The following is a 24336-nucleotide window of genomic DNA, read 5'->3' as shown; positions in this document are numbered from 1 at the left end:
ACTCACAATAGTGCTAGCAACCAAGCATTGGCGTTGAAACAGGTTTCCCCATCGGTGACATAGTTGTGATGCAGCATAAGGCTGTTAGAGTTGAAGAACACGCCAAAGCCGCGCCTGAGCGTTGCTGCGGACTGCACAGGATGAAATGGATTCATGGCCCCACGCACTGTCCCGGTAGAGGTTTTCGACCTTGTCATCTTTGGTGGCACAGGCGATTTGGCGCGGCGCAAGATCCTTCCGGCGCTGTTCAAACGCTTTTGTGCCGGGCAGATGCCGGGCGAATCGCGCCTGATTGGTGCGTCGCGGAGCGCGTTGAGCCGCGAGGAGTATCTCGAGGTGGTGCGCGTCGCACTCAAGGAGGCGGGCGTTGCGCGCGGCGGTCGAACGCTCGAGGGGTTCCTTGATCGGATCGACTATGTCGCGCTTGATGCGCGCGGAGAGACAGGCTGGCAGCCACTTAAGGAAAAGATGGTGCCGGGGCGTGTGCGGGCCTTTTATTTCTCGGTGGGGCCGAGCCTTTTTGCCGACCTCGCCGCCAATCTCAAGACGCATGGGCTTGCGGATGAGCATTCACGGATCGTGGTCGAGAAGCCCTTTGGCCATGACCTCGAGACAGCGCGGGCGCTCAACGCGGTGCTGACCCGGCATTTCGGCGAAAGCCAGATCTACCGGATCGACCACTACCTCGGTAAGGAAACGGTCCAGAACCTGATGGCGGTGCGATTTGGCAATATGCTTTTCGAGCCGCTTTGGAACGCGCAATATATCGACCATATCCAGATCACCGTGGCCGAGACGGTCGGGGTTGGTGGCCGCGCGGCCTATTACGAGAACGCGGGCGCGATGCGCGATATGATGCAGAACCACATGATGCAGCTTCTCTGTCTCATCGCGATGGAGCCGCCTGCGAAATTCGACCCCGACGCCGTGCGCGACGAAAAGCTCAAGGTGATCCGCGCGCTCGACCCGGTAGAGCCACACCATATCGTGCGCGGGCAGTATACGGCTGCCGATGGCGTGCCGGGCTACCGCGAAGATGTTGAGAATGAACGCTCCAAGACCGAGAGTTTCATCGCCCTGAAATGCCATGTGAGCAATTGGCGATGGGCGGGGACGCCGTTCTACCTGCGCACGGGCAAGCGCCTCAAGACGCGCTCTTCCGAAATCACCGTGGTGTTCAAAGACGCGCCGCATTCGATATTTGGCCCCGATGCCGGGCGGCACAATAACGAGCTTACGATCCAGCTTCAGCCGAATGAGGGTATCACCCTTGATGTGACCATCAAAGAGCCGGGGCCGGGGGGCATGCGCCTGATTGACGTACCGCTCGACATGAGCTTTGCCGAGGCGCTTGGAGATGGGGCCGATGCGCCGGATGCCTATGAACGGCTGATCCTTGATGTGATCCGGGGCAATCAGACGCTCTTCATGCGCAATGACGAGGTTGAAGCGGCTTGGGCCTGGACCGATCCGATCATCCGCGGCTGGGAATCGCGCGGCGACGTGCCGAAACCCTATGACGCCTTTACCACAGGGCCGGATGGCGCGGTGCAACTCACGCGGCGGGACCGGCGCGAATGGCGGGGGATCCATCCATGAAGATCACACCCTATTCCGACCGCGATATGATGGCGATCGACGTTGCCAACCAGATCGCAGATGAACTTGCCGAGGCGCTTCACCATGAAAAGCGGGTCTGCCTTGCTGTGCCGGGCGGGACGACGCCGGGGCCTGTTTTTGATGCGCTCTGTGCGGCGGATATCGACTGGGCGCGGGTCGACGTGGTGCCGACGGATGAGCGTTGGGTGGAGGAAGACAGCCCGCGCTCCAATGCGCGGCTGATCAAGGATCGGCTTCTTGTGGATCGTGCGGCGAAGGCCCGGTTCCTGCCGCTCTATACCCCGGCGCATGAACCAGAAGAGGTTCTGGCCGAGTTGGAATCAATGATCGCGCCGGAACTGCCGCTTGCCGTCGCCATTCTGGGGATGGGGGATGATATGCATACGGCATCGCTTTTTCCCGGCGCGGACGGGCTGGAAGAGGCGCTTGCGGCCAAGGCGCCGATCCTTGTGCCGATCCGGCGCGCAGACCTTGAGGAAACGCGCTTGTCGCTTTCGGCGCGGATTCTTGATGGGGCGCTTTCCAAACATGTCTTGATCACCGGGGCACAAAAACGCAACGCGATCGAGGCGGCACGGCATTTGCCGCCGCAAGAGGCCCCGATCCGGGTCATCTTGCAGGATGCGAAGATACACTGGTCAGAATAAGGTTTGTAAAACAAAGATATGTGGGCAAAACTTCAAGCATTGCACGGCAAGGTCAAGACACGCTCGATCTCTGAAGTGTTGTTCGCAGACCCGACGCGGGCAGAGGCGTTCTCCCTTGATGTGGACGGGCTGCACTTTGATTTCTCCAAGACGAACCTTGATGTAGAATGTCTTGCAACGCTCCTGAAGCTCGCGGAAGAGGCAGGTGTGGTGGCGCGGCGTGAGGCGATGATGAGCGGTGTCCGCATCAACCGCACGGAGGATCGGGCAGTGTTGCACACCGCGTTGCGGGCCATGGCGACAGGTGCACCGGACGGCGCGATCCTGCTTGAGGATCACGATGTCATCGCCGAGGCGCGGGCTACGCATGACCGGCTTGTCCGGTTCGTGAACGCCGTGCGGAGCGGGGAGTGGCCCGGAGGAGGCAGGCGGATCACCGATGTGGTCAATATCGGTATCGGTGGCTCAGACCTTGGCCCGGCCATGGTGGCGCAGGCGCTTGCGCCCTATGCAGATGGGCCGCGGTGTCATTTCGTGTCGAACGTGGATGGCGCCGATATCCATGACACATTGCAACCGCTTGATCCCGAAACAACCCTTGTGATTGTCGCCTCCAAGACCTTTACGACGCTCGAGACGATGATGAATGCGCGTACGGCGCTGCGCTGGATGGCGGCTGGCTGTGACGCGCCGCTGGATCGGTTCGTGGCGCTTTCGACTGCATTGGACGAGACGAAACGCTTTGGAATCAAAGATGAAAACGTCTTTGGCTTTGGCGAATACATCGGTGGGCGCTATTCGGTCTGGAGCCCGATCGGGCTTGCTGTGATGTTGGCGGTGGGGGAAGAGGATTGGGAGGCATTCCTCAAGGGGGGGGCTGCGATGGATGCGCATTTCGCCTCTGCGCCCTTGGCGGAGAACCTGCCGGTCCTGCTCGCGCTGGTGGGGCTTTGGCATCAGAAATTCTGTGGCTATGCGACCCGGGCCGTGATTCCCTATGAGCAACGGTTGGCGCGGCTTCCGGCCTATCTTCAACAGCTTGAGATGGAATCGAACGGCAAGAGCGTCGGGACGGATGGCACCCCATTGCCGCATGGCGGTGGGCCGGTCGTCTGGGGTGAGCCGGGCACGAACGGACAGCACGCCTTTTTCCAATTGATCCATCAAGGCCGCGATATTGTGCCTTGCGAGTTCCTGCTTGGGGCCGAGGGGCACGAACCGGAGCTACAGGCGCATCATGATGCGCTGGTGGCAAATTGCCTTGCGCAGTCCGAGGCCCTGTTGCAGGGGCGGAGTTTAGAAGTGGCGCGCAAACAGTTGATGGATAAGGGAAAGAGTGAAGGTGAGGCGGATGAGCTCGCGCCGCACAAGGTCTTTTCAGGCAACCGTCCCTCGACCACGTTGCTCTATCCGAAACTGACCCCGTTTGTCCTTGGCCAGATCATCGCGCTTTATGAGCATCGGGTGTTTGTCGAGGGCGTGATCCTTGGTCTCAACCCCTATGATCAATGGGGTGTCGAGCTTGGCAAAGAGCTTGCAGGCATGCTGATCCCGGCGGTTGAAGGTGGGGCGCTGCCGCAAGGGGCGAGCGGGTCCACAGCGGCGCTGTTGGACTATATCCGGACCTGTCGAAAGGGCTAGGGAGGCGATGGAGCGGGTAACGGGAATCGAACCCGTAACTTAAGCTTGGGAAGCTCGCGTGATACCTTTTCACCATACCCGCGCTCGACCGCTGAGGTAGTCAAACCGCCGGGGCGCGTCAAGCGAAATGGACGAAAAACCAACGTCGGTATCACGTCGGTATTGCGTCCGTATCGCGGTGGTGCGCCTTAGCCCCGGCGCCGCCGACGACGCCCGCCGCCTTCACCGCCGCCGCCCGTATTGAAGTCGAGATCGGCGAGGGTCACCACCTTGGCCAGCTCCGGGAAGGGATCGGTGGCATGCGGGATGGCGTTGGCGTTGACGAAATGCTCTTGGAATTTCGGCTCGATCGCGGTCTCGACCTTGGTGATCTTGCGCACCGTGGTCTCGATCTCGCGCCGCGCGCCGACATTGCAGAGCGCGATCCGCGCGCCGGTGCCCGCAGCGTTGCCCGCCGAGGTCACCTTGTCGAGCGGCGCATCGGGGATCATGCCAAGCACCATGGCGTGTTTGGTCGAGATATGTGCGCCGAACGCGCCGGCGAGGACCACGCGGTCGACCTTATCCACGCCCATCTCGTCCATCAGGAGGCGCGCACCTGCGTAAAGCGCGGATTTGGCAAGTTGAATGGCGCGGATATCGCCTTGGGTCACCATGATCTTGGGGCCGCCTTCGGCGGTGCCGTCATGGATCAGGTAGGCATGGGTGCGCCCCTCGGGGACGGATCGCTCGGTGCCGGTCTGCGCGGCAGAGCCGATGAGGCCGCGCGAGTCGAGAAGCCCGGCCATACGCATTTCCGCGACGGCCTCGATGATGCCAGAGCCACAGATTCCGGTGATGCCGGTGGTGGCGATGGCGAGGTCAAAGCCGTCCTCGTCCGACCAGAGGTCAGAGCCGATGACGCGGAAGCGGGGTTCCTTGGTCTCGGGGTTGATTTCAATCCGCTCGATGGCGCCGGGGGCGGCGCGCTGGCCTGAGGAGATTTGTGCGCCCTCGAAAGCCGGGCCAGTGGGCGAGGAGCAGGCAAGGACGCGGCTCTTGTTGCCAAGCTGAATTTCCGCGTTGGTGCCGACATCGACGACAAGCACGAGGTCTTCGGATTTGTCCGGCGCTTCGGCAAGCGTCACGGCGGCGGCGTCGGCCCCGACATGGCCCGCGATGCAGGGCAGGACATAGACCTGTGCGTTGGGGTTCATCGCGGTGAGGTCAAGGTCGCGGGCGGGCAGGGACATCGATTCCGAGGTCACCAGCGCAAAGGGCGCCTGGCCAAGCTCGACCGGGTTCATCCCCATGAGAAGGTGATGCATCACCGGGTTGCAGACAAAGACCGTTTCAAGGATCTGGAACGGTCGGATACCGGCCTCGGTGGCGATGGATTCCGTGAGGCCATTGATCGCGGTGCGCACGGCGGTGGTCATCTCGACCTCGCCGCCGGGGTTCATCATCGCGTAGGAAACCCGGCTCATCAGGTCTTCGCCAAAGCGAATCTGCGGGTTCATGACGCCGGAGGAGACCTTGACCTCGCCGTTGCGCAGATCACAGAGATGCGCGGCGATGGTGGTCGAACCGAGGTCGATGGCGAGGCCATAGATACGGTCTTCGGTCAGACCGGGCCATATCTCGACCAGTTTCGGGATCTCGTCCTTATGGGATTGATGCAGCGCGACGGTCGCCGACCATTTGCCCCGGCGCAGCACTTCTTGCAGACGCGAGAGCAGGGTGAGGTCAGCGGAGATCTCTTCGATCTGCCATTGTTCGCGCAGCGCACGCTCGAGCCGTTCGAAATCGCCGGTGGGCTCGTGCATGTCGGGCTCATCAACCTCGACAAAATAGAGATGCGTCGCGGGATCCATGATGATTTCGCGCGCAGAGGCGGCCTTGCGCACGACCTGGCGGTGCACCTGGCTTTCGGGGGGCACGTCAATCACCACGTCGCCTTGCACCGTCGCCTGACATCCCAGACGCCGGCCCTTGGCGAGGCCGCGTTTGTCGTCATAGCGTTGTTCGACGGCGTTCCATTCCGAAAGCGCATCGTCCTTGACGGTCACGCCATGTTTGGAGAACTCGCCATAGGAGGGGGTGATCTGGCATTTGGAGCAGATGCCGCGTCCGCCACACACGGAATCGAGATCGACCCCGAGCTGTCGCGCAGCGGTCAATACGGGCGTGCCGACCGGGAAATGTCCGCGTTTGCCCGAGGGGGTGAAGATCACGAGGGGATCGCTGCTCTGGTCGCTCATCGTCATGCTACCTGTTTTCCTTGTTCGCGCGCATGTCAGAATAACTGGCGTGGCGCGACGGGAAAGGCAAGGTGCGGCATGATCTTGTCCGCTTGCGGCACGTCTGCCTGTTCGGTGCACAATGTGGCAGCTGCGCGGGGCGTCAGAACCTGCTGGATTGCGGCGCGTGGTGAAATTGGGGGTTTCGCACGGGGTCCAGCCATGTAATAGGGAAGCGCCAAACGAGGTCATCCTAGGAGATGTGTGATGAAGATTCGTGAGGCCCTTACCTTTGACGATGTGCTTCTTGTTCCGGCGGCGTCCGAAGTGCTGCCGACGACGGCGGATACGCGGACGCGCGTAACCAAGAGCATCGCGCTCAATATCCCGCTTCTGAGTTCGGCCATGGATACGGTGACCGAGTCGCGCATGGCGATTGCCATGGCACAGGCGGGCGGCATGGGGGTGATCCACAAGAACCTCGACGCCGAGACGCAGGCGCGCGAAGTGCGGCGGGTCAAACGGTTTGAGTCCGGCATCGTCTACAACCCCGTGACCCTGCGCCGCGATCAGACCATTGGTGACGCCAAGGCCTTGGTGGAGCGGTATAACTTTACCGGTTTCCCGGTGGTCGACGAAAAGGGCCATGTGGTCGGCATCGTGACCAACCGCGACATGCGGTTTGCGACGTCGGATGAAATGCCGGTCAGCGCGGTGATGACCTCCGAAAACCTCGCCATGCTTCAGGAACCGGCGGACCGCGAAGAGGCTAAGAGCCTGATGCGTGCGCGTCGGATCGAGAAACTCCTGGTCACCGACGGCAAGGGCAAGCTCACCGGGCTATTGACGCTCAAGGACACGGAACAGGCGGTTCTGAACCCCACAGCCTGTAAGGATGATCTTGGACGCTTGCGTGTCGCCGCGGCCTCGTCGGTTGGCGATAGCGGGTTCGCACGCTCCGAGCAGCTCGTCGATGCGGGCGTGGATATCGTTGTCGTCGACACGGCGCATGGCCATTCTGCGGGCGTTATCGAAGCGGTGAAACGGATCAAGGCGCAATCGAATGCCGTGCAGGTGATCGCGGGCAACGTGGCGACCGCAGAGGCCACCAAGGCGCTCATTGATGCGGGTGCGGATGCGGTCAAGGTCGGCATTGGGCCGGGCTCGATCTGTACCACGCGGATGGTGGCGGGCGTTGGCGTGCCACAGCTGACTGCGATCATGGATTGCGCCGGGGCGGCCGGTGACACGCCGGTGATCGCCGACGGCGGTATCAAGTTCTCGGGCGATTTTGCCAAGGCCATCGCGGCGGGCGCGTCCTGTGCGATGGTCGGCTCGATGATCGCGGGCACCGACGAAAGCCCGGGCGAGGTCATCCTTTATCAGGGCCGCTCGTTCAAATCCTATCGCGGCATGGGCAGCCTTGGCGCCATGGCGCGCGGCTCGGCGGATCGCTACTTTCAGAAAGACGCGGCGAGCGACAAGCTTGTGCCGGAAGGAATCGAAGGGCAGGTGCCCTATAAAGGCGCGGCGGGTGCGGTCATCCACCAACTTGTCGGCGGTCTGCGCGCAGCGATGGGCTATACCGGCAACGCCACCGTGGAAGACATGCGCAAGAACGCTCAGTTCGTGAAGATCACCGGCGCGGGCCTCAAGGAAAGCCACGTGCATGACGTGCAGATCACCCGCGAGAGCCCGAACTACCGGATCGGCTGATGACACCGGCGGCACGGGTTCAGACGGCGGCAGAGTGCCTTGACGAGATCCTCGCAGGGGCCCCTGCCGAGCAGGTTCTGACCCGTTGGGCGCGCGCGTCGCGCTTTGCCGGGTCCAAGGACCGGGCGGCGGTGCGCGATCATGTCTATGACGTGTTGCGGCGGCGGCGCTCTGTGATGCCTGAAGGCCTTGCCGAAACAGGCCGGGCCTTGATGCTTGGGCTGTTGGCGCAGGACGGGGCCGATCTCGAACCGCTGTTTGACGGTCGCCCCTATGGGCCTGCCCCCCTAAGCGAGGACGAGCGTGCCGCGCTGGCTGCATCCCGGCCTGTGGCGGTCGATTTGCCGGACTGGATCATCCCGCGCTTGGAAGCGGCGCTCGGAGAGGATTTCGCAGCCAATGCGGAGGCCATGCGCCATCGTGCCCCGGTCTTTCTGCGCGTGAACCTGCGCAAGACGACACCGCAAAAAGCCGCCATAGCATTGCAGAAAGACGGGATCGAGACCGTCACCTCGCCGCTGGCCGAAACCGCGCTCGAAGTCACGGAAGGCGCGCGGCGCGTGGCGCAAAGCGCGGCCTATCGCGACGGTCTGGTGGAATTGCAGGACGCGTCGAGCCAAGCGGCGATTGCCGCGCTTTCCCTGTCGGATGGTGCGCGCGTGCTCGACTATTGCGCCGGGGGCGGGGGCAAGACGCTCGCCATGGCAGGGCGCTGTCAGGGCACGTTCTTTGCCCATGATATTGAGCCGCGGCGGATGCGCGACCTACCGGACCGCGCCAAACGGGCCGGGGTGACTGTGGCCTGTCTTGAGGCGCCGGATGTGCGGGCCAAGGCGCCTTATGACCTCGTGTTCTGCGATGTGCCGTGTTCCGGGAGTGGCACATGGCGACGTACGCCGGATGCGAAATGGCGGTTTTCCGAAGCCGATCTCGCGGCGCTTTTGCCGGTGCAGGCGACGATCCTTCGGGAGGCGGCGGGGCTGGTGTCCGAGGGGGGGCGGCTCGTCTATGCGACCTGTTCGCTCTTGCCTGAAGAAAATAGCGCGCAGGTCGATGCCTTCCTAGCGGACCACCCGGATTGGCAGCTTGACCTCTCGCGACACTGGACGCTGGCCGATGGCTGTGATGGCTTCTTTGTTGCGCAGTTGTGCCGGGCGTGATTGTCGATCATAAATTTCAACTTTAAGTAGTTTTCAGCTTAATCCGGTGTTAATCTTTTCGCCTGATGCTTGGGCAAGGATTGGCATAGGAGGGCCGCGGTGGCGCTTACGGCACTGGACTCTGGTTGCGAGACGCAGGTCGTGCGTCGTGAAGTGCGTTCGGGATTGCTCTGGGGCCTGGCGGCGGCGCTGTTTCTCTGTGCAGCGCTCCTCGTCCATGACGAGTTGCGGTTGATCTTGGCGGTCGGTGGTCTTGTCATCCTTTGCGCTGGTGGGCTGAGTTGGGTCGTGGGGCGGTGGCGTCGTCGCACGGCGCGGCTTCTGTCCGAGGCGCTTGGCGCGATGGTGGCGCTTGGCCCGCACCAACAATACCTAAGCAATCGCAGCGGTGAAGTCCTCGCCGCGAACCGCGCTGGTACGACCTCGGCCAATGGGGCCGGGACGCTCGCGGCTTGCCTAGAGCGTGAGGTGGCCGATGCCGAGGCACTTGTCACCACACTGTTGCAACGCGCCGCGCAGGACGGCAGCGCGCAAGAGGCGATCCCGCGCCGTGATGGGCGGCTTGACCTTCATGTCACACGTCTTCCCAAGGGGTATTTTCAATGGCAGATCGCGCGCGAGGTATCGCTTGCCGAGCGGGAAAGCGCCGGGGTGCCGCGCCTGCCGATGCTCACCGTAAGCGCCAAGGGTGCGATCCTGTTCATGAATGCCGCGGCGCGCGATGTGATCGGCGGACGGCGCACCGCGCTGCGCGATGTTTTTGGCGACGACGGTCCGCGGGTCGGCGAGATCAATACCGTGGTGACAGAACGCGGCGGCCAGCATTGCCTCGTGGCCGAATTCTCCATCGGGGCCGGACGTCGCGAGATCTATCTCTTGCCGACCGACGCGCCAACCCCGGCGGGCGGCGAGGCGCAGTTCGAGGGCCTTCCTGTGGCGCTGTTGAAGATCGCTGTTGATGGTCGGGTGCGCAGCGCCAACCGCGCGGCGCGCGACTTGGTGCACCTTCCGGCCGGTCGCGACACGGAGATTTCAACCCTGATGGAGGGGCTTGGTCGGTCGATCCAGGACTGGCTCGCCGAGGCGGCGGCGGGCCATGGCAAGCATCATTCGGAATTCCTGCGCCTGACGCGCAAGGACCGCGAGGTCTTTGTTCAGGTCAACCTGAGCCGCGCGGTCGAAGAGGGGGAGATCGTGCTCATCGCCGTCCTAAGCGACGCGACCGAGCTGAAATCACTCGAGGCGCAATTCGTCCAGAGCCAGAAAATGCAGGCCATCGGACAGCTTGCCGGGGGGGTTGCGCATGATTTCAACAATCTGCTGACCGCGATTTCGGGGCATTGCGATCTTCTCTTGCTGCGACACGATCAGGGCGACCCGGACTACGGCGACCTTATGCAGATCAACCAGAACACCAACCGTGCGGCGGCGCTCGTCGGGCAGCTTCTGGCCTTTTCGAGAAAGCAGAACCTGCGCCCCGAGGTGCTTGACCTGCGCGACACGCTGGCCGATCTGACGCATCTGCTCAATCGGCTCGTGGGCGAGAAGGTCCGCCTTAGCCTCATTCACGACCCAAAGCTTGAAGCCGTGCGTGCCGACAAGCGCCAGCTTGAGCAGGTGTTGATGAACCTCGTGGTCAACGCGCGCGACGCCATGCCCGACGGCGGCGAGGTCACGATCCAGACCGAACGGCTGCGCCTGCGCGATCCGCTCGAACGCGACCGTGCCACGGTGCCGCCGGGGGACTATGTCTGTGTCCGGGTCAAGGATGAGGGCGTCGGCATCCCGCCCGACAAGCTACAGAAGGTGTTCGAACCCTTCTTTACCACAAAGCGCACGGGCGAGGGGACTGGGCTTGGTCTGTCGACGGCCTATGGCATCGTGAAACAGACCGGCGGCTACATCTTTGTTGATAGCGAGGCGGGGGCGGGGACGTGCTTTACCCTGATCTTCCCCAAACATGACCTCTACGATGCTGCCATCCCGCAAAAACCAAGTGGGCAGGATACCCGGATCGCAGCGCCGAAGGGTGGGGTTGTGCTATTGGTCGAGGACGAGGCCCCGGTGCGCAGCTTTGCCTCGCGTGCCTTGCGCCTGCGCGGGCTTACCGTGCTCGAGGCCGGGTCGGGCGAAGAGGCGCTGGAGTTGCTCGACGATCCCGATCTGGTGATCGATCTGTTTGTGTCGGACGTGGTCATGCCGGGCATGGACGGGCCAAGCTGGGTCGCCAAGGCGCGCAAATCGCGGCCACACGTGAAGGTCGTTTTCATGTCGGGATATGCCGAGGAGAGCTTTGCCGACAAGCAGGCGCGAATCTCGCAGTCGGTCTTTCTGCCCAAGCCGTTCTCGCTCACCGACCTTACGAGCCTGGTGCTGGCGCAGTTGCCCGAGCCGGTGCCGGACACGCCACCGGACCTGCCACGACCCGCGCCGCCCGAGCCGATGCCGGAGACTCAGGAAATACTCTCGTAAAGTTCGAATTCCTCGGCGCATTTTCGGCGCAGCTTGGCCTCTACCTTGGGCGAAATCTCAAGCGCCATGCGCGGCGAGACGTTTTCCTGTCCGAGCGAGATCTTGGTGTTGAGGCGATCTTCGAGGAACCCGATGATCCGGTCCTGATCCTCGTAGCGGAACAGATGCGTGACCTTGGTGCCATTGGGGCGCGGTTCGAGGAATTTCGCCTGGCTGCCGACATTGGCGAAAGGGGGCTTGTCGCCCTTGCAATAGGCATCGACGAACTCGTCAAAGCTCTTGCCGAAGGTCGAATTGGCCTTCCCCTTGAGAAAATCGCGTTGGCGATAACGATACCAGCTCCCGAGCCAGCTTATCGGTTCGCGCATCACCGCCATGGTTTCCATGTTTTCCTCGCGACAGGCCTTCTCGAACATGGGGCGGAAAAACCGGTTATAGCGATAGACCGGCGCGTGCTTGAGTTCGGGGGGATTCGAGATCACCATCGCCGCCCGCGGCGCAAGCGCCTTTTCAATCGCTGTTGTTCCCGTCTTGGGAACCGACAGGAAGACGAGTTTCTCGTTCCAAAAGACAAGCATCTATACGCCTCAAATCACTCAATTATTCGTTTTTTCTGCTTGTAAACTACCCCTTAACCGGTTCCGGCAAAAGTTGTTTTGCATAAATTTCTATTGAAATGTTCTCCTTTTGATCTCATACAATGTGAGAACAAGGCGAGAACAAACGCGATCATTGCCGCCCTCGGCGGTCTATGGAATAAGGAAGCGACGCAATGGCAACGGCAGAACTTTTCGAGATGAGCAGCAAGAAATCCGCAGATAAACAAAAGGCGCTCGACAGCGCCCTGGCCCAGATCGAACGCCAGTTCGGCAAGGGCTCCATCATGAAGCTCGGCGCCGACAATCCGGCGCAGGAAATCGAGGCAACGTCGACCGGGTCGCTTGGCCTTGATATCGCGCTCGGCATCGGCGGGTTGCCCAAGGGCCGCATCATCGAGATTTATGGTCCTGAAAGCTCGGGCAAGACAACGCTGACGCTGCATTGTATCGCTGAGGAACAGAAAAAGGGCGGCGTCTGCGCCTTTGTCGACGCCGAACACGCGCTCGATCCGCAATATGCCAAGAAGCTTGGCGTTGATCTTGACGAGTTGCTGATTTCGCAGCCCGACACCGGCGAGCAGGCGCTCGAGATCACCGACACGCTGGTCCGCTCTGGCGCGGTCAACATGGTAGTGGTCGACTCGGTCGCCGCGCTGACCCCGAAATCGGAACTCGAAGGCGATATGGGCGATAGCTCGGTCGGGGTTCAGGCCCGTCTGATGAGCCAGGCCATGCGCAAGCTCACCGGCTCCATCGCGCGCTCCAACTGCATGGTGATCTTCATCAACCAGATCCGGATGAAGATCGGCGTCATGTTCGGCAGCCCGGAAACCACGACGGGCGGCAACGCGCTCAAGTTCTATTCCTCCGTGCGCCTCGACATCCGCCGCATCGGCGCGATCAAGGACCGCGACGAGGTTGTCGGAAACGCCACCCGCGTCAAGGTCGTCAAGAACAAGGTCGCACCGCCTTTCAAGCAGGTCGAATTTGACATCATGTATGGCGAAGGGATTTCCAAGACGGGCGAGCTTTTGGACCTTGGGGTCAAGGCGGGCGTCGTCGAAAAATCCGGCTCGTGGTATAGCTATGGCGATGAACGCATCGGCCAGGGCCGCGAGAACGCCAAGGGTTTCCTCAAGGAAAACAAGAAAGTAGCCTATGAGATCGAAGACAAGATCCGCGCCGCGCACGGGCTTGATTTCGACATGCCCGAAGGGGTTGAGGACAATGACTCGTTGATGGAAGACGAGGCCTGAGCCTCTCGCCTGCGACACTGACAAGGGCCGTCCCGTTCAGCGGGGCGGCCTTTTCTTTGGCGGCACCGCTCTGGTGCGGTGCAAGTGCTGTGGACAGGGGCGTTTGAGGGGAGTAAACCCCCTTGAAACGCCTTGAAAACACACGCGAGAGACGCCGCACATGCCAAGCCTGAACGACATCCGGTCGACCTTTCTCAACTATTTTGCCAAGCAGGGTCACGAGGTCGTGCCGTCGAGCCCGCTCGTGCCGCGCAATGACCCGACGCTGATGTTCGTGAACTCGGGCATGGTGCAGTTCAAGAACTGCTTTACCGGGGTCGACAAGCGCGACTATGTGCGCGCCACCACGGCGCAGAAATGCGTGCGCGCCGGGGGCAAGCACAACGACCTCGACAATGTCGGCTATACCGCGCGTCACCACACGTTCTTCGAGATGCTCGGCAACTTTTCCTTTGGTGATTATTTCAAGGAAGAGGCGATCCCGTTTGCATGGGAGCTCATCACCAAGGAATTCGAAATTCCGAAAGAGAAGCTCTACACGACCGTCTACCATACCGATGACGAGGCGTTTGAAATCTGGAAAAAGGTCGGTGTGCCCGAAGACCGGATCATCCGCATCGCGACCTCCGACAACTTCTGGCAGATGGGCCCGACCGGTCCTTGCGGTCCCTGCACCGAGATTTTCTATGACCACGGTGACCATATCTGGGGTGGCCCTCCGGGCAGCCCGGAAGAGGACGGCGACCGGTTCATCGAAATCTGGAACATCGTTTTCATGCAGAACGAACAGTTCGAGGACGGCTCTATGGTCGATCTCGACATGCAGTCGATCGACACCGGCATGGGGCTGGAACGGATTGGCGCGCTTCTGCAAGGCAGCCATGACAACTATGACACCGACCTGTTTAAATCGCTGATCGAGGCGTCGGCGGGCGTGACCTCGACCGATCCGTTTGGCGACAAGAATGTGCATCACCGGGTGATCGCGGATCACCTGCGTTCGACCTCGTTCCTGATTGCCGATGGCGTGATGCCGTCCAATGATGGCCGTGGCTATGTGCTGCGCCGGATCATGCGGCGCGCCATGCGACACGCGCATCTTCTTGGTGCGAAAGACCCGGTCATGCACCAGCTTGTGCCCTCGCTCGTAAGCCAGATGGGGCAAGCCTATCCGGAGCTTGGTCGTGCGCAGGCGTTGATCGAAGAGACGCTGAAACTTGAAGAAACCCGGTTCAAGCAGACGCTTGATCGCGGTTTGAAGCTTCTGGATGACGAGCTTGACGGGCTGGCCGAAGATGCGCCGCTGCCGGGCGAGGCGGCCTTCAAGCTCTATGATACGTATGGCTTCCCGCTTGACCTGACGCAGGACGCGCTCCGCGAAAAGGGCCGCGCGGTCGATACAGACGGGTTTGACGCGGCCATGGCCGAGCAAAAGGCTAAGGCGCGCGCCGCCTGGTCCGGATCGGGCGATGCGGCGGACAATGCGATCTGGTTCGACATTGCCGAAGAGCAGGGTTCGAGCGAATTCCTCGGGTATGACACCGAGAGCGCCGAGGGGCAGGTCGTCGCGATCATCGCCGATGGCGCGCGGGTGGATACGCTTGCCGAGGGCGCCGAGGGCTGGCTGGTGATGAACCAGACGCCGTTTTATGGCGAATCCGGGGGCCAAGTTGGCGATACCGGCATCGTGAGTCGGCTTGAGAACCGCGACGAGGTTGCCAATGTTGCGGACACGCAGAAATTCGCGGATGGCAAGCTTCTGGCGCATAAGGTCACTGTCGCGCGCGGCACGATCTCCAAGGGCGATCCGGTGCTGATGGAGGTTGACCATAGCCGCCGTGGCGCGATCCGGGCGAACCACTCGGCGACGCACCTGTTGCATGAGGCGCTGCGCGAGACGCTTGGCGATCACGTGGCACAGCGCGGCTCGCTCAATGCGGCCGACCGCCTGCGCTTTGATTTCAGCCATGCCAAGGCGCTTTCGGCCGAGGAAATTCACAAGGTTGCGACCGATGTGAACGCCTATATCCGCCAGAACAGCGCGGTGGAAACCCGGATCATGACGCCGGATGACGCGCGCGAGATCGGGGCGCAGGCGCTCTTTGGCGAGAAATACGGCGACGAGGTGCGGGTCGTGTCCATGGGGCGCGCCAATACCGGCAAGGGCTTTGACGGCAACACTTATTCGATCGAGCTTTGCGGCGGCACGCATGTGAAACAGACCGGCGATATCGGCGTGTTTGTCCTTCTGGGCGATAGCGCGTCTTCGGCGGGTGTGCGCCGGATCGAGGCGCTGACGGGCGAGGCGGCCTTTGCCTATCTTGAGGATCAGGCCAACCGCATGGCCGAGGTTGCGGCGACGCTCAAGGCGCAGCCGGCGGATGTCGCGGATCGACTGAAGGCGCTTCTGGATGAACGCAAGTCGCTTCAAAACGAGGTCGCGCAGTTGCGCCGCGAGCTGGCGATGGCCGGTGGCGCGGGGCAGGGCGGCGGCGCAGAGGCGAAGGACGTGAACGGCGTCAAATATTTCGCACAGCTTCTGACCGGCGTGTCCGGCAAAGACCTGCGCCCGCTCATCGACGAGCACAAGACCCGCCTTGAGAGCGGCGCGGTGCTGCTTATTGCCGATGATGGCGGCAAGGTCGCCGTGGCTGCGGGCGTGACCGATGATCTGACCGATACCGTCTCGGCGGTCGATCTCGTCAAGGCGGCGGTAGAGGCGCTTGGCGGCAAGGGCGGCGGTGGCCGTCCCGACATGGCGCAGGGCGGCGCCAAGGATTCCACCAATTCAGACGCGGCCATTGCCGCTGCTGAAGCGGTGATCGCTGGCTGACCATTTGGTCAATAAGGGCTTGGGTTTTCCGGCAGGGGATTTACACTGTCGGAAAATCTCTAACTCGGAGGATACCCGATGCCCGCACTCTGGATCGCCCATGTGACCGTGACCGACGCCGAGGCCTATGGCAAATATGCCGAATTGGCCGGACCGGCGATTGCCAAACATGGCGGGCATTTCATTGCCCGCGGTGGCCGTTTCGTACAGCTTGAGGGACAGGAACGGCCGCGCAATGTTGTGGCGCGGTTCCCGAGCGTCGAGGCGGCAGTCGACTGCTACAATAGCGACGACTACCAACAAGCGTTGAGCCATGCGCGCGATGCTTCTGAGCGTGAGCTCATGGTTGTGGAAATAAACGAATAAACAACGCCTTACACGGCAAAAATAAAGCCCCGGATCAATGATCCGGGGCTTTTTCATGGTGTCGCTTTTTCTAGAAAAGAGGCCAGAGGCAGACTCTTCTAGAAGATTTTCTTATCCCTGCGCCTTCGACATGCGCTTGCGCTCGTGCGGGTCGAGATAGCGTTTGCGCAGGCGGATGCTATTTGGGGTGACTTCGACAAGCTCGTCATCGTTGATATAGGCGATGGCCTCTTCGAGGCTAAGCGTCATCGGCGTCGTCAGGCGCACCGCTTCGTCCGTGCCAGAGGCGCGCACGTTGGTGAGCTTCTTGCCCTTGAGCGGGTTCACCTCGAGGTCATTTTCACGGCTATGTTCGCCGATGATCATGCCCTGATAGACCTTCTCTTGTGCGCCGATCATCATCTTGCCGCGATCTTCGAGGTTCCAGAGTGCGTAGGCCACGGCCTCGCCATCTTCCATCGAGATCAGCACGCCAGCGCGACGGCCCGGGATCGCGCCCTTATAGGGGGTCCAGCCGTGGAACACGCGGTTGAGAACACCGGTGCCGCGCGTATCGGTGAGGAATTCGCCGTGATAGCCGATCAACCCGCGCGACGGCACATGGGCGATGATGCGGGTCTTGCCTGCGCCTGCAGGGCGCATCTCGACAAGCTCGCCTTTGCGCGCGCCGGTGAGTTTTTCGATCACTGCGCCGGAATATTCGTCGTCCACGTCGATGGTGGCTTCTTCGACCGGCTCCATCTTCTGGCCGTCTTCTTCGCGCATGATGACCTGCGGGCGCGAAATCGAAAGCTCAAAGCCTTCGCGGCGCATGTTCTCGATCAGAACGCCCATCTGGAGTTCGCCACGGCCCGAAACCTCGAAAGCCTCGCCGCCCGGCGTGTCGGCGATCTTGATTGCGACGTTGGATTCGGCCTCTTTGTAGAGGCGGTCGCGGATCACGCGGCTCTGAACCTTTTTGCCATCACGGCCCGCAAGGGGGCTGTCGTTGATGCCGAAGGTGACGGTGATCGTCGGCGGGTCGATCGGCTGTGCCTCAAGCGGCGTATCAACGGCCAGCGCACAGATCGTATCGGCCACGGTTGCCTTGGACATGCCCGCGATGGACACGATGTCGCCGGCCTGAGCTTCTTCGATGTCTTGTTGGGCAAGGCCACGGAAGGCTTGGATCTTGGTGACGCGGAATTGCTCGATCTTCTGGCCAATGCGCGAGATCGCCTGCACCGTCGCGCCAACCTTGAGCGTGCCGCTCTCGACGCGGCCGGTCAGGATGCGGCCCACGAAGGGATCCGAGCCAAGCGTCGTCGCCAGCATACGGAAATCGTCTTTTTGGTGCGCGACCTGTTTCGGCGCGGGCACGTGGTTCACGATGAGGTTGAACAGTGCGTGCAGGTCTTTGCGCGGCCCGTCCAGCTCGGCATCGGCCCAGCCATTGCGGCCCGAGGCATACATATGCGGGAAGTCGAGCTGATCTTCGTTGGCATCGAGCGAGGCGAAGAGGTCAAAACACTCGTCCAGCGCGCGGTCGGGTTCGGCGTCGGGTTTGTCGACCTTGTTGAGGACCACAATCGGGCGCAGGCCAAGCGCCAGCGCCTTGGAGGTCACGAATTTGGTCTGCGGCATCGGGCCTTCGGCGGCATCGACGAGCAGGACAACGCCATCAACCATCGACAGGATGCGCTCGACTTCGCCGCCGAAATCGGCGTGGCCGGGGGTGTCGACGATGTTGATCCGCGTGTCTTTCCACTCGACCGAGGTCGGCTTGGCGAAAATGGTGATCCCGCGTTCGCGCTCGAGATCATTGCTGTCCATGGCCCGTTCGGCCACTTCCTGGTTTTCGCGAAACGCGCCGGACTGTTTCAGAAGCTCATCGACAAGGGTCGTCTTGCCGTGGTCAACGTGCGCGATAATCGCAATATTACGAAGGTCCATCAGATATGCCTTTCCTGTTCGAGCTTCGCCTATAGCGCGGACACGGAAAAGGCTAGCCCCTTAATGGCCTGCGCTTTCGGAAAACAGGTTAATGACCACAATGCCGCACAGGATCAGCCCGATGCCGAGGATCGCGGGCAGGTCGAGTCGTTGTTGAAAGGCAAAATAGCCGATAATGGCGACAAAGACGATGCCGAGGCCGCACCAGATCGCATACATGATGCCGACCGGCAGTGTCTTGAGTGTGAGGCTCAGGAGGTAGAAGGAAATCGCGTATCCGATGACAACGATCACCGAGGGCCAAAGCCGGGTAAACTGCTGGCTTGCATGAAGCGCCGAGGTGGCGATGGTCTCGCTTAGAACGGCGAGCATGAGAATGGCATAGACCTTGGCCATGGCGCGTCTCCTGTCGGGGCTGAGACGGTCCTAGCCTGTCGCGGCCTTTGGCGCAATCCGCAGGCTCTAGCGCGCGATATAGCGGTCGCGGCGGTGGTTGGTGAGGATCACGAGATTGGTGACTGCGGCGCCGATGAGCGCATAGAACACCGTCACCACCGGAAAGAGGGCAAGGGCGAGGGCAAAGACGCAAACGTCAAAGCCAAGCTGCACCTTGCCCGCCTTGATACCGCGCGTGTCCTGAAGCCAGACGGCAACGATCCCGACCCCGCCGAGCGTGGCGCCGTGGCGAAACAGGATGAGAAGGCCTGCACCCGCGCTCACCCCACCGAGGACCGCACCAGCCAGCGGATGCAGAAAGGCAAAGCTCATGCCCTGCGGCAACAGGAAGGTCCAGCCGGTGAGGATCGCGACCGCGGCAAAGGTTTTGAGCGTGAAGACAAGGCCCATCCGGTAAATCGCCACCGCGTAGAAGGGCAGGTTGATGAGGAAGAACACCACACCGAAACTCCAGCCGCCCCAATAAGAGACGAGGAGCGAGAGGCCCGCGACCTGTCCGGTGATGAGGTCGGAGGCTTGCAGGAACTGCACCGAGAGCGCCATGAGAAGCGTGCCGGTGGCGAGGCCCTGAAGGTCTTCGAACTTCGAATGCCGATCGGCGGGGGGTGTTTCGAGAAGAAATGCCATGCGCCCGGTTCTTACCGCGCGGGCCAGGTTTGTCCAGAAGGCGCGGCGTCACACGGCTGCTGCCAAGTGTCGCGCTTTAGGAGTGATCATTAGGCAGTTGAAAAGGTGAGGTATTTCTACCTTTTGTCCGCAAACCATGCCCGCACACGGCGCTGGATATGATCCCAAAGTGCAGGCGCGCCGCGCTTGACCTTGGTGCCGACGCGGGCCTCGAGTTGCTCTTCGGTCACGTCATATTCGATCCACGATCCGCCGCCGGTCATCAGATTGCCATGGCAGGGCTGCGCCCGGTCGATCGCACGGGCAAAGATCGCGTCGTCGCTTTCGCCTGCCTCGAACTCATTCCAGAGCGCGCGCAACTCCGCGCCCTGATCCTCGGGCAAGAGCGCAAAGAGGCGGTCCGCCGCGGCGATTTCCTCGGCCTCTTTCGCTGCCGCGTCATGGGCGCCATGAATGGGGGTGTCGCCGGCGTCGATCTCGACCAGATCATGCAAAAGAAGCATGCGGATCACCCGGTCGATATTGACGGGGCGGTTGGCATGTTCGGCAAGGATCATCGCATAGAGCGCGATATGCCAGCTATGCTCGGCAGAGTTTTCCTTACGCGACCGGTCCAGAAGCGTTGAGGCGCGCAGCACGGATTTCAGTCGGTCGGCCTCGTCGAGGAAGGCAAGCTGTGCGTCGAGCCGGTCGCTCATCGCTTGAGCTCGAATCCCTTGGCCTTGAGCCGGTCCTCAAGCTGTTTGCGGGCGCGTTCCTCGGCGGTGTGGACGCGCACCGCCGTCATGAAGGCCTCATGCAGGGTCGAGGACGTGGCCTCGATGGTATTGGTGATGTCCTGAATGAGTTGCAGATCGCCTGTGGCTTTCTGCGCTTCGATCACGTCGAGGGCAAGGCGGTTGGCGATATCGTCGTAATAGGCCATGCCGCTCCCTTAGCGCGAGGTTTCGGTCAGGCGGCGTTTGACGTAGTCCGTCACATTGCCCACCATCGTGTCCATGTAGTCTTCGGTTTCAAAGAAATGTCCGGCGCCGTCGATCTGTTCGTGGGTGATCGTGATGCCTTTCTGCTCGTGCAGCTTGCTCACCAGAGATTCCGTATCCGCCGGGGGCGCAACGCGGTCGGCGGTGCCGTTGATGATAAGGCCCGAGGACGGGCAGGGCGCGAGGAACGAGAAATCATACATGTTCGCAGGCGGTGCGACCGAGATGAATCCGGTGATCTCGGGGCGACGCATCAAGAGCTGCATGCCGATCCAAGCCCCAAAGGAGAACCCAGCCACCCAGCAATGCTTGGAGTTGGTGTTCATCGACTGAAGGTAGTCCAGCGCCGAGGCCGCATCCGAGAGCTCTCCGACGCCTTGGTCGTATTCGCCCTGGCTCCGGCCGACACCGCGGAAATTAAACCGCAGCACGGTAAAGCCCATGTTGAAAAAGGCGTAATGCAGGTTATAGACAACCTTGTTGTTCATGGTCCCGCCAAATTGCGGGTGCGGATGGAGCACGATGGCAATTGGTGCGTCCTTTTCCTTTTGCGGATGGTAGCGGCCTTCAAGCCGTCCTTCGGGTCCGGGAAAAATCACCTCGGGCATGGGCGTCCGTGTCTCCTGCGCGTCGTGCCGAGTCTATTCTTGACGAATATGCTTGGTCACTTTAGAACAATTCTAACTTGGCCGGTTTCCACCGGTTGCGGTGCAAGCGATGTATGCCTTGCGACGCGCAACGTCAATCTATTCGCGGGGGGTGCCGCATGAAACTTTCAACCAAAGGGCGTTATGCTGTCGTTGCGCTGGCCGATATCGCGCTGCAGAAAGGCGACAAGCTGGTGACGCTGGCCGAGATTTCCGGACGCCAGAACATCTCGTTGCCCTATCTTGAACAGTTGTTCGTAAAATTGCGTCGTGCCGCGCTTGTGGATTCGGTGCGCGGCCCAGGGGGCGGGTATCGTCTTGCGCGCCCGGCATCGGAAATTCGCATCGTTGATGTGCTTGCGGCGGTCGATGAAACCGTCTCGGCGCTGCATACCGGCGCAGGGGCGACGGGCGGCTCGTCCGGCTCGCGCGCGCAATCACTGGCCAACCGTCTATGGGAAGGGCTTTCGGCGCATGTGTATGTGTTCCTGCATCAGACGCGCCTGTCGGATGTGATTGAGAACGATCTCGCGCCGTGCCCGGCGATCCCGAACATTTTTGCCGTGGTGGATGCCGATTGATGCGGACCTATCTCGACCATAACGCCACGGCGCCGCTGCGCGCAGAGGCCCGCGCCGCGATGATCGCGGCGATGGATGTGGTTGGGAATCCGTCGTCTGTTCATGCTGAGGGCCGTGCGGCCAAGGCCCTGCTTGAGAAGGCCCGCGCCGAATTCGCGACCGCCTTTGGTGCGGACGGGGCGGATGTGGTCTTTACCTCCGGCGCGACCGAGGCGGCGGCATTGGCACTTGCGGGGCGGGGCCTGCATGGCGGCGGGATCGAGCATGATGCGGTGGATGCGTGGATCACGGATGATCTTGCCGTTGACGGGCAGGGTCAGGTGCGGGTCACCGATCCGGGCCAGACCGCGCTGCAACTTGCCAATTCTGAGACCGGCGTGGTGCAAGCCCTGCCCGAGGGCCTTGCCGTGAGCGATATGACGCAGGGCTTTGGCAAGCTGCCGGTGGCCTTTAACTGGTCCGGTGCGACCATGGCGCTCGCCTCGGCGCATAAGATTGGCGGTCCCAAGGGGATTGGCGCGCTCATCGTCAAGCGCGGCACCGATCTCGCGGCCCAGCTCAAGGGCGGTGGGCAGGAGATGGGCCGCCGTGCAGGCACCGAGAATATCCTCGGCGCGGCCGGCTTTGCCGCCGCTGCGACGGCTGCGGCGCGCGATCTGGCCGATGGGGTTTGGGATGAGGTTGCATCCTTGCGTGATTTGCTGGAAGACACCCTTGCAGCCGAGGCGGATGGCACCATTTTCGTAGGGAAGGGCGCAATGCGCCTGCCGAACACGCTCTGCCTCGCGACTCCGGGTTGGAAAGGCGAGACACAGGTGATGCAGATGGATCTTGCGGGCTACGCGATTTCTGCGGGCTCTGCCTGTTCCAGCGGAAAAGTGCGGGCAAGCCGGGTCTTGCGCGCGATGGGATATGACGAGGCCACGGCGGCTGGCGCAATTCGCGTCTCGCTTGGCCCCGAGACGAAGCAACAGGACGTGCTCGGCTTTGCAGAAGCCTGGCTTGAACGTCTCAGGAAACACCGCGCCCGCGCGGCGTAAGCGAACAGGAGAACACCATGGCCAGTATGGACCAGACGCAAGTCAAGGAAGGGGTCGACCAGGAAACCGTCGACGCCGTGCGCGAAGTCGGTGGCAAGTACAAATACGGCTGGGAAACCGAGATCGAGATGGAATATGCCCCGAAAGGGCTGACCGAGGATATCGTGCGCCTCATCTCGGACAAGAACGAAGAGCCGGAGTGGATGACCGAATGGCGCCTTCAGGCCTATCAACGCTGGGTGCAGCTCAAAGAGCCGGACTGGGCGATGCTCGACTACCCCGAGGTCGATTTCCAGGACCAGTATTACTATGCCCGTCCCAAGAGCATGGAAGAAAAGCCGAAATCCCTCGACGAGGTCGATCCCAAGCTTCTCGCGACCTATGAAAAGCTTGGTATTCCGCTCAAGGAACAGATGATCCTTGCCGGTGTCGAAGGCGCCGATGCCGCGCCCGCAGAAGGCCGCAAGGTCGCCGTCGATGCGGTGTTCGATTCCGTCTCGGTTGGCACCACCTTCCAGAAAGAGCTTCAGGAGGCGGGCGTGATCTTTTGCTCGATCTCCGAGGCGATCAAAAACCACCCGGAGCTTGTGAAGAAATACCTCGGCTCGGTCGTGCCGGTGTCGGACAACTTCTATGCGACGCTGAACTCGGCCGTGTTCTCGGATGGCTCGTTCGTCTATGTGCCGCCGGGCGTGCGCTGCCCGATGGAGCTTTCGACCTATTTCCGCATCAACGCCGAGAACACCGGCCAGTTCGAGCGCACGCTCATCATCGCCGACAAGGGCTCTTACGTGTCCTATCTCGAAGGCTGCACCGCGCCCCAGCGCGACACCTCGCAGCTTCACGCCGCAGTGGTGGAAATCATCATCGAGGAAGATGCCGAGGTGAAATACTCCACCGTTCAGAACTGGTATCCCGGCGACGAGAACGGCAAGGGCGGTATCTACAACTTCGTCACCAAACGCGCCGATTGCCGCGGTGATCGGGCCAAGGTGATGTGGACGCAGGTCGAAACCGGCTCTGCCGTGACTTGGAAATACCCGTCCTGCATCCTGCGCGGTGACGAGAGCCAGGGCGAGTTCTACTCGATCGCCATCACCAACAACCACCAGCAGGCCGATACCGGCACCAAGATGACCCACCTTGGCAAGAACACCAAGAGCCGGATCGTCTCTAAGGGCATCTCGGCGGGTAAGTCGCAAAATACCTATCGCGGTCTCGTCTCGATGCACCCCAAGGCCAAGGAAAGCCGCAACTATACCCAATGCGACTCGCTTCTCATTGGTGACAAATGCGGGGCGCACACGGTGCCGTATATTGAGATCCGCAACAACTCGTCGCGTTGTGAACACGAGGCGACCACGTCCAAGGTGGATGACGAGCAGATGTTCTACTGCCGCCAGCGGGGCATGGACGAGGAAGAAGCCGTGGCGCTCATCGTCAACGGCTTTGCCAAGGAAGTGCTTCAGGCGCTTCCCATGGAATTCGCCATGGAAGCCCAGCAACTTGTGGCGATCTCGCTCGAAGGGTCCGTCGGCTAA

At 61.6% G+C, this 24336-nt stretch carries 21 protein-coding genes and 1 tRNA gene; 12 read left to right on the top strand and 10 right to left on the bottom strand.

Features of this window, described 5'->3' with window-relative positions:
• Positions 1-2 precede the first annotated feature (2 nt).
• On the bottom strand, positions 3-155 hold the full coding sequence (locus MK745_RS08560) for a hypothetical protein (RefSeq protein ID WP_243612868.1): 153 nt from the start codon (positions 153-155) through the stop codon (positions 3-5).
• Between MK745_RS08560 and zwf the strand changes: the two genes are divergently transcribed.
• From zwf to pgi, 3 genes are read left to right on the top strand one after another with little or no spacing between them, the layout of a single operon-like run.
• Positions 154-1599, top strand: a complete 1446-nt coding sequence (gene zwf, locus MK745_RS08555; RefSeq protein ID WP_243612867.1) for a glucose-6-phosphate dehydrogenase — start codon at positions 154-156, stop codon at positions 1597-1599. The two genes, MK745_RS08560 and zwf, sit on opposite strands and share 2 nt — an antisense overlap.
• On the top strand, positions 1596-2267 hold the full coding sequence (pgl, locus tag MK745_RS08550; RefSeq protein WP_243612866.1) for a 6-phosphogluconolactonase: 672 nt from the start codon (positions 1596-1598) through the stop codon (positions 2265-2267). The genes zwf and pgl overlap by 4 nt, the downstream gene beginning before the upstream one ends.
• 18 nt (positions 2268-2285) lie before the next feature.
• Positions 2286-3908, top strand: coding sequence for a glucose-6-phosphate isomerase (gene pgi, locus MK745_RS08545; protein ID WP_243612865.1), 1623 nt, complete (start codon positions 2286-2288; stop codon positions 3906-3908).
• 8 nt (positions 3909-3916) lie between these two features.
• Here the strand turns inward: pgi and MK745_RS08540 are convergent.
• Positions 3917-3990: transfer RNA gene (locus MK745_RS08540), tRNA-Gly, on the bottom strand.
• Positions 3991-4096: 106 nt separating this feature from the next.
• Positions 4097-6148, bottom strand: a complete 2052-nt coding sequence (locus MK745_RS08535) for an ASKHA domain-containing protein (RefSeq protein WP_243612898.1) — start codon at positions 6146-6148, stop codon at positions 4097-4099.
• Positions 6149-6394: 246 nt separating this feature from the next.
• On the opposite strand from MK745_RS08535, the gene guaB reads away from it, so the two are divergent.
• From guaB to MK745_RS08520, 3 genes are all read left to right on the top strand, one after another.
• On the top strand, positions 6395-7843 hold the full coding sequence (guaB, locus tag MK745_RS08530) for an IMP dehydrogenase (protein ID WP_243612864.1): 1449 nt from the start codon (positions 6395-6397) through the stop codon (positions 7841-7843).
• Complete coding sequence (locus MK745_RS08525; RefSeq protein WP_243612863.1) at positions 7843-9003, top strand: RsmB/NOP family class I SAM-dependent RNA methyltransferase; 1161 nt, start codon at positions 7843-7845, stop codon at positions 9001-9003. The genes guaB and MK745_RS08525 overlap by 1 nt, the downstream gene beginning before the upstream one ends.
• Positions 9004-9102: 99 nt before the next feature.
• Complete coding sequence (locus tag MK745_RS08520) at positions 9103-11475, top strand: hybrid sensor histidine kinase/response regulator (protein WP_243612862.1); 2373 nt, start codon at positions 9103-9105, stop codon at positions 11473-11475.
• Here the strand turns inward: MK745_RS08520 and MK745_RS08515 are convergent.
• Positions 11457-12053, bottom strand: a complete 597-nt coding sequence (locus MK745_RS08515; protein ID WP_243612861.1) for a gamma-glutamyl kinase — start codon at positions 12051-12053, stop codon at positions 11457-11459. The genes MK745_RS08520 and MK745_RS08515 overlap by 19 nt on opposite strands.
• Positions 12054-12247: 194 nt before the next feature.
• Here MK745_RS08515 and recA point away from each other — a divergent pair, with 194 nt between their 5' ends.
• The 3 genes from recA (at position 12248) to MK745_RS08500 (ending at position 16529) form a co-directional block, all read left to right on the top strand.
• Positions 12248-13330, top strand: a complete 1083-nt coding sequence (recA, locus tag MK745_RS08510) for a recombinase RecA (protein WP_243612860.1) — start codon at positions 12248-12250, stop codon at positions 13328-13330.
• Positions 13331-13490: 160 nt separating this feature from the next.
• Complete coding sequence (gene alaS / locus MK745_RS08505; RefSeq protein WP_243612859.1) at positions 13491-16163, top strand: alanine--tRNA ligase; 2673 nt, start codon at positions 13491-13493, stop codon at positions 16161-16163.
• 78 nt (positions 16164-16241) lie between these two features.
• On the top strand, positions 16242-16529 hold the full coding sequence (locus MK745_RS08500) for a DUF1330 domain-containing protein (protein ID WP_243612858.1): 288 nt from the start codon (positions 16242-16244) through the stop codon (positions 16527-16529).
• 111 nt (positions 16530-16640) lie between these two features.
• Here MK745_RS08500 and typA read toward each other — a convergent pair whose 3' ends face one another.
• The 6 genes from typA to MK745_RS08470 all read right to left on the bottom strand — a co-directional run bounded on the left by typA (position 16641) and on the right by MK745_RS08470 (position 21135).
• A complete protein-coding gene (gene typA, locus MK745_RS08495; protein ID WP_243612857.1) occupies positions 16641-18461 on the bottom strand; it encodes a translational GTPase TypA in 1821 nt (606 codons plus the stop codon).
• 60 nt (positions 18462-18521) lie between these two features.
• Complete coding sequence (locus tag MK745_RS08490; protein WP_243612856.1) at positions 18522-18857, bottom strand: DMT family transporter; 336 nt, start codon at positions 18855-18857, stop codon at positions 18522-18524.
• 66 nt (positions 18858-18923) lie between these two features.
• Entirely contained in the window at positions 18924-19544 is a 621-nt protein-coding gene (locus tag MK745_RS08485; RefSeq protein ID WP_243612855.1) for a YitT family protein, read from the bottom strand.
• 116 nt (positions 19545-19660) lie between these two features.
• Entirely contained in the window at positions 19661-20242 is a 582-nt protein-coding gene (locus MK745_RS08480) for an HD domain-containing protein (protein WP_243612854.1), read from the bottom strand.
• Positions 20239-20469: a hypothetical protein gene (locus MK745_RS08475; RefSeq protein WP_243612853.1), complete on the bottom strand. Its 231-nt coding sequence runs from the start codon at positions 20467-20469 to the stop codon at positions 20239-20241. Before MK745_RS08475 ends, MK745_RS08480 begins: the two co-directional genes overlap by 4 nt.
• A 9-nt stretch (positions 20470-20478) precedes the next feature.
• Complete coding sequence (locus MK745_RS08470; protein WP_243612852.1) at positions 20479-21135, bottom strand: alpha/beta hydrolase; 657 nt, start codon at positions 21133-21135, stop codon at positions 20479-20481.
• 158 nt (positions 21136-21293) lie between these two features.
• On the opposite strand from MK745_RS08470, the gene MK745_RS08465 reads away from it, so the two are divergent.
• From MK745_RS08465 to sufB, 3 genes are read left to right on the top strand one after another with little or no spacing between them, the layout of a single operon-like run.
• On the top strand, positions 21294-21755 hold the full coding sequence (locus MK745_RS08465) for an Rrf2 family transcriptional regulator (protein ID WP_243612851.1): 462 nt from the start codon (positions 21294-21296) through the stop codon (positions 21753-21755).
• Positions 21752-22795, top strand: a complete 1044-nt coding sequence (locus tag MK745_RS08460; protein ID WP_243612850.1) for a cysteine desulfurase family protein — start codon at positions 21752-21754, stop codon at positions 22793-22795. The genes MK745_RS08465 and MK745_RS08460 overlap by 4 nt, the downstream gene beginning before the upstream one ends.
• Positions 22796-22812: 17 nt before the next feature.
• Positions 22813-24336 carry a Fe-S cluster assembly protein SufB gene (sufB, locus tag MK745_RS08455; protein WP_243612849.1) on the top strand — a complete coding sequence of 508 codons (1524 nt, stop codon included), beginning with the start codon at positions 22813-22815 and terminating at the stop codon, positions 24334-24336.

This window comes from Shimia aestuarii (genome assembly GCF_022814865.1).
Lineage (GTDB): Bacteria > Pseudomonadota > Alphaproteobacteria > Rhodobacterales > Rhodobacteraceae > Shimia > Shimia aestuarii_A.
This window is presented reverse-complemented; position numbering and strand designations above follow the sequence as displayed.

What these genes read in the sequence shown, in the direction of transcription:
- zwf (WP_243612867.1), top strand. Translation starts at nt 154, where the DNA reads ATGGCCCCACGCACTGTCCCGGTAGAGGTTTTCGACCTTGTCATCTTT.
- MK745_RS08560 (WP_243612868.1), bottom strand. Translation starts at nt 155, where the DNA reads ATGAATCCATTTCATCCTGTGCAGTCCGCAGCAACGCTCAGGCGCGGC.
- pgl (WP_243612866.1), top strand. Translation starts at nt 1,596, where the DNA reads ATGAAGATCACACCCTATTCCGACCGCGATATGATGGCGATCGACGTT.
- pgi (WP_243612865.1), top strand. Translation starts at nt 2,286, where the DNA reads ATGTGGGCAAAACTTCAAGCATTGCACGGCAAGGTCAAGACACGCTCG.
- MK745_RS08535 (WP_243612898.1), bottom strand. Translation starts at nt 6,148, where the DNA reads ATGAGCGACCAGAGCAGCGATCCCCTCGTGATCTTCACCCCCTCGGGC.
- guaB (WP_243612864.1), top strand. Translation starts at nt 6,395, where the DNA reads ATGAAGATTCGTGAGGCCCTTACCTTTGACGATGTGCTTCTTGTTCCG.
- MK745_RS08525 (WP_243612863.1), top strand. Translation starts at nt 7,843, where the DNA reads ATGACACCGGCGGCACGGGTTCAGACGGCGGCAGAGTGCCTTGACGAG.
- MK745_RS08515 (WP_243612861.1), bottom strand. Translation starts at nt 12,053, where the DNA reads ATGCTTGTCTTTTGGAACGAGAAACTCGTCTTCCTGTCGGTTCCCAAG.
- recA (WP_243612860.1), top strand. Translation starts at nt 12,248, where the DNA reads ATGGCAACGGCAGAACTTTTCGAGATGAGCAGCAAGAAATCCGCAGAT.
- alaS (WP_243612859.1), top strand. Translation starts at nt 13,491, where the DNA reads ATGCCAAGCCTGAACGACATCCGGTCGACCTTTCTCAACTATTTTGCC.
- MK745_RS08500 (WP_243612858.1), top strand. Translation starts at nt 16,242, where the DNA reads ATGCCCGCACTCTGGATCGCCCATGTGACCGTGACCGACGCCGAGGCC.
- typA (WP_243612857.1), bottom strand. Translation starts at nt 18,461, where the DNA reads ATGGACCTTCGTAATATTGCGATTATCGCGCACGTTGACCACGGCAAG.
- MK745_RS08490 (WP_243612856.1), bottom strand. Translation starts at nt 18,857, where the DNA reads ATGGCCAAGGTCTATGCCATTCTCATGCTCGCCGTTCTAAGCGAGACC.
- MK745_RS08485 (WP_243612855.1), bottom strand. Translation starts at nt 19,544, where the DNA reads ATGGCATTTCTTCTCGAAACACCCCCCGCCGATCGGCATTCGAAGTTC.
- MK745_RS08480 (WP_243612854.1), bottom strand. Translation starts at nt 20,242, where the DNA reads ATGAGCGACCGGCTCGACGCACAGCTTGCCTTCCTCGACGAGGCCGAC.
- MK745_RS08475 (WP_243612853.1), bottom strand. Translation starts at nt 20,469, where the DNA reads ATGGCCTATTACGACGATATCGCCAACCGCCTTGCCCTCGACGTGATC.
- MK745_RS08470 (WP_243612852.1), bottom strand. Translation starts at nt 21,135, where the DNA reads ATGCCCGAGGTGATTTTTCCCGGACCCGAAGGACGGCTTGAAGGCCGC.
- MK745_RS08465 (WP_243612851.1), top strand. Translation starts at nt 21,294, where the DNA reads ATGAAACTTTCAACCAAAGGGCGTTATGCTGTCGTTGCGCTGGCCGAT.
- sufB (WP_243612849.1), top strand. Translation starts at nt 22,813, where the DNA reads ATGGCCAGTATGGACCAGACGCAAGTCAAGGAAGGGGTCGACCAGGAA.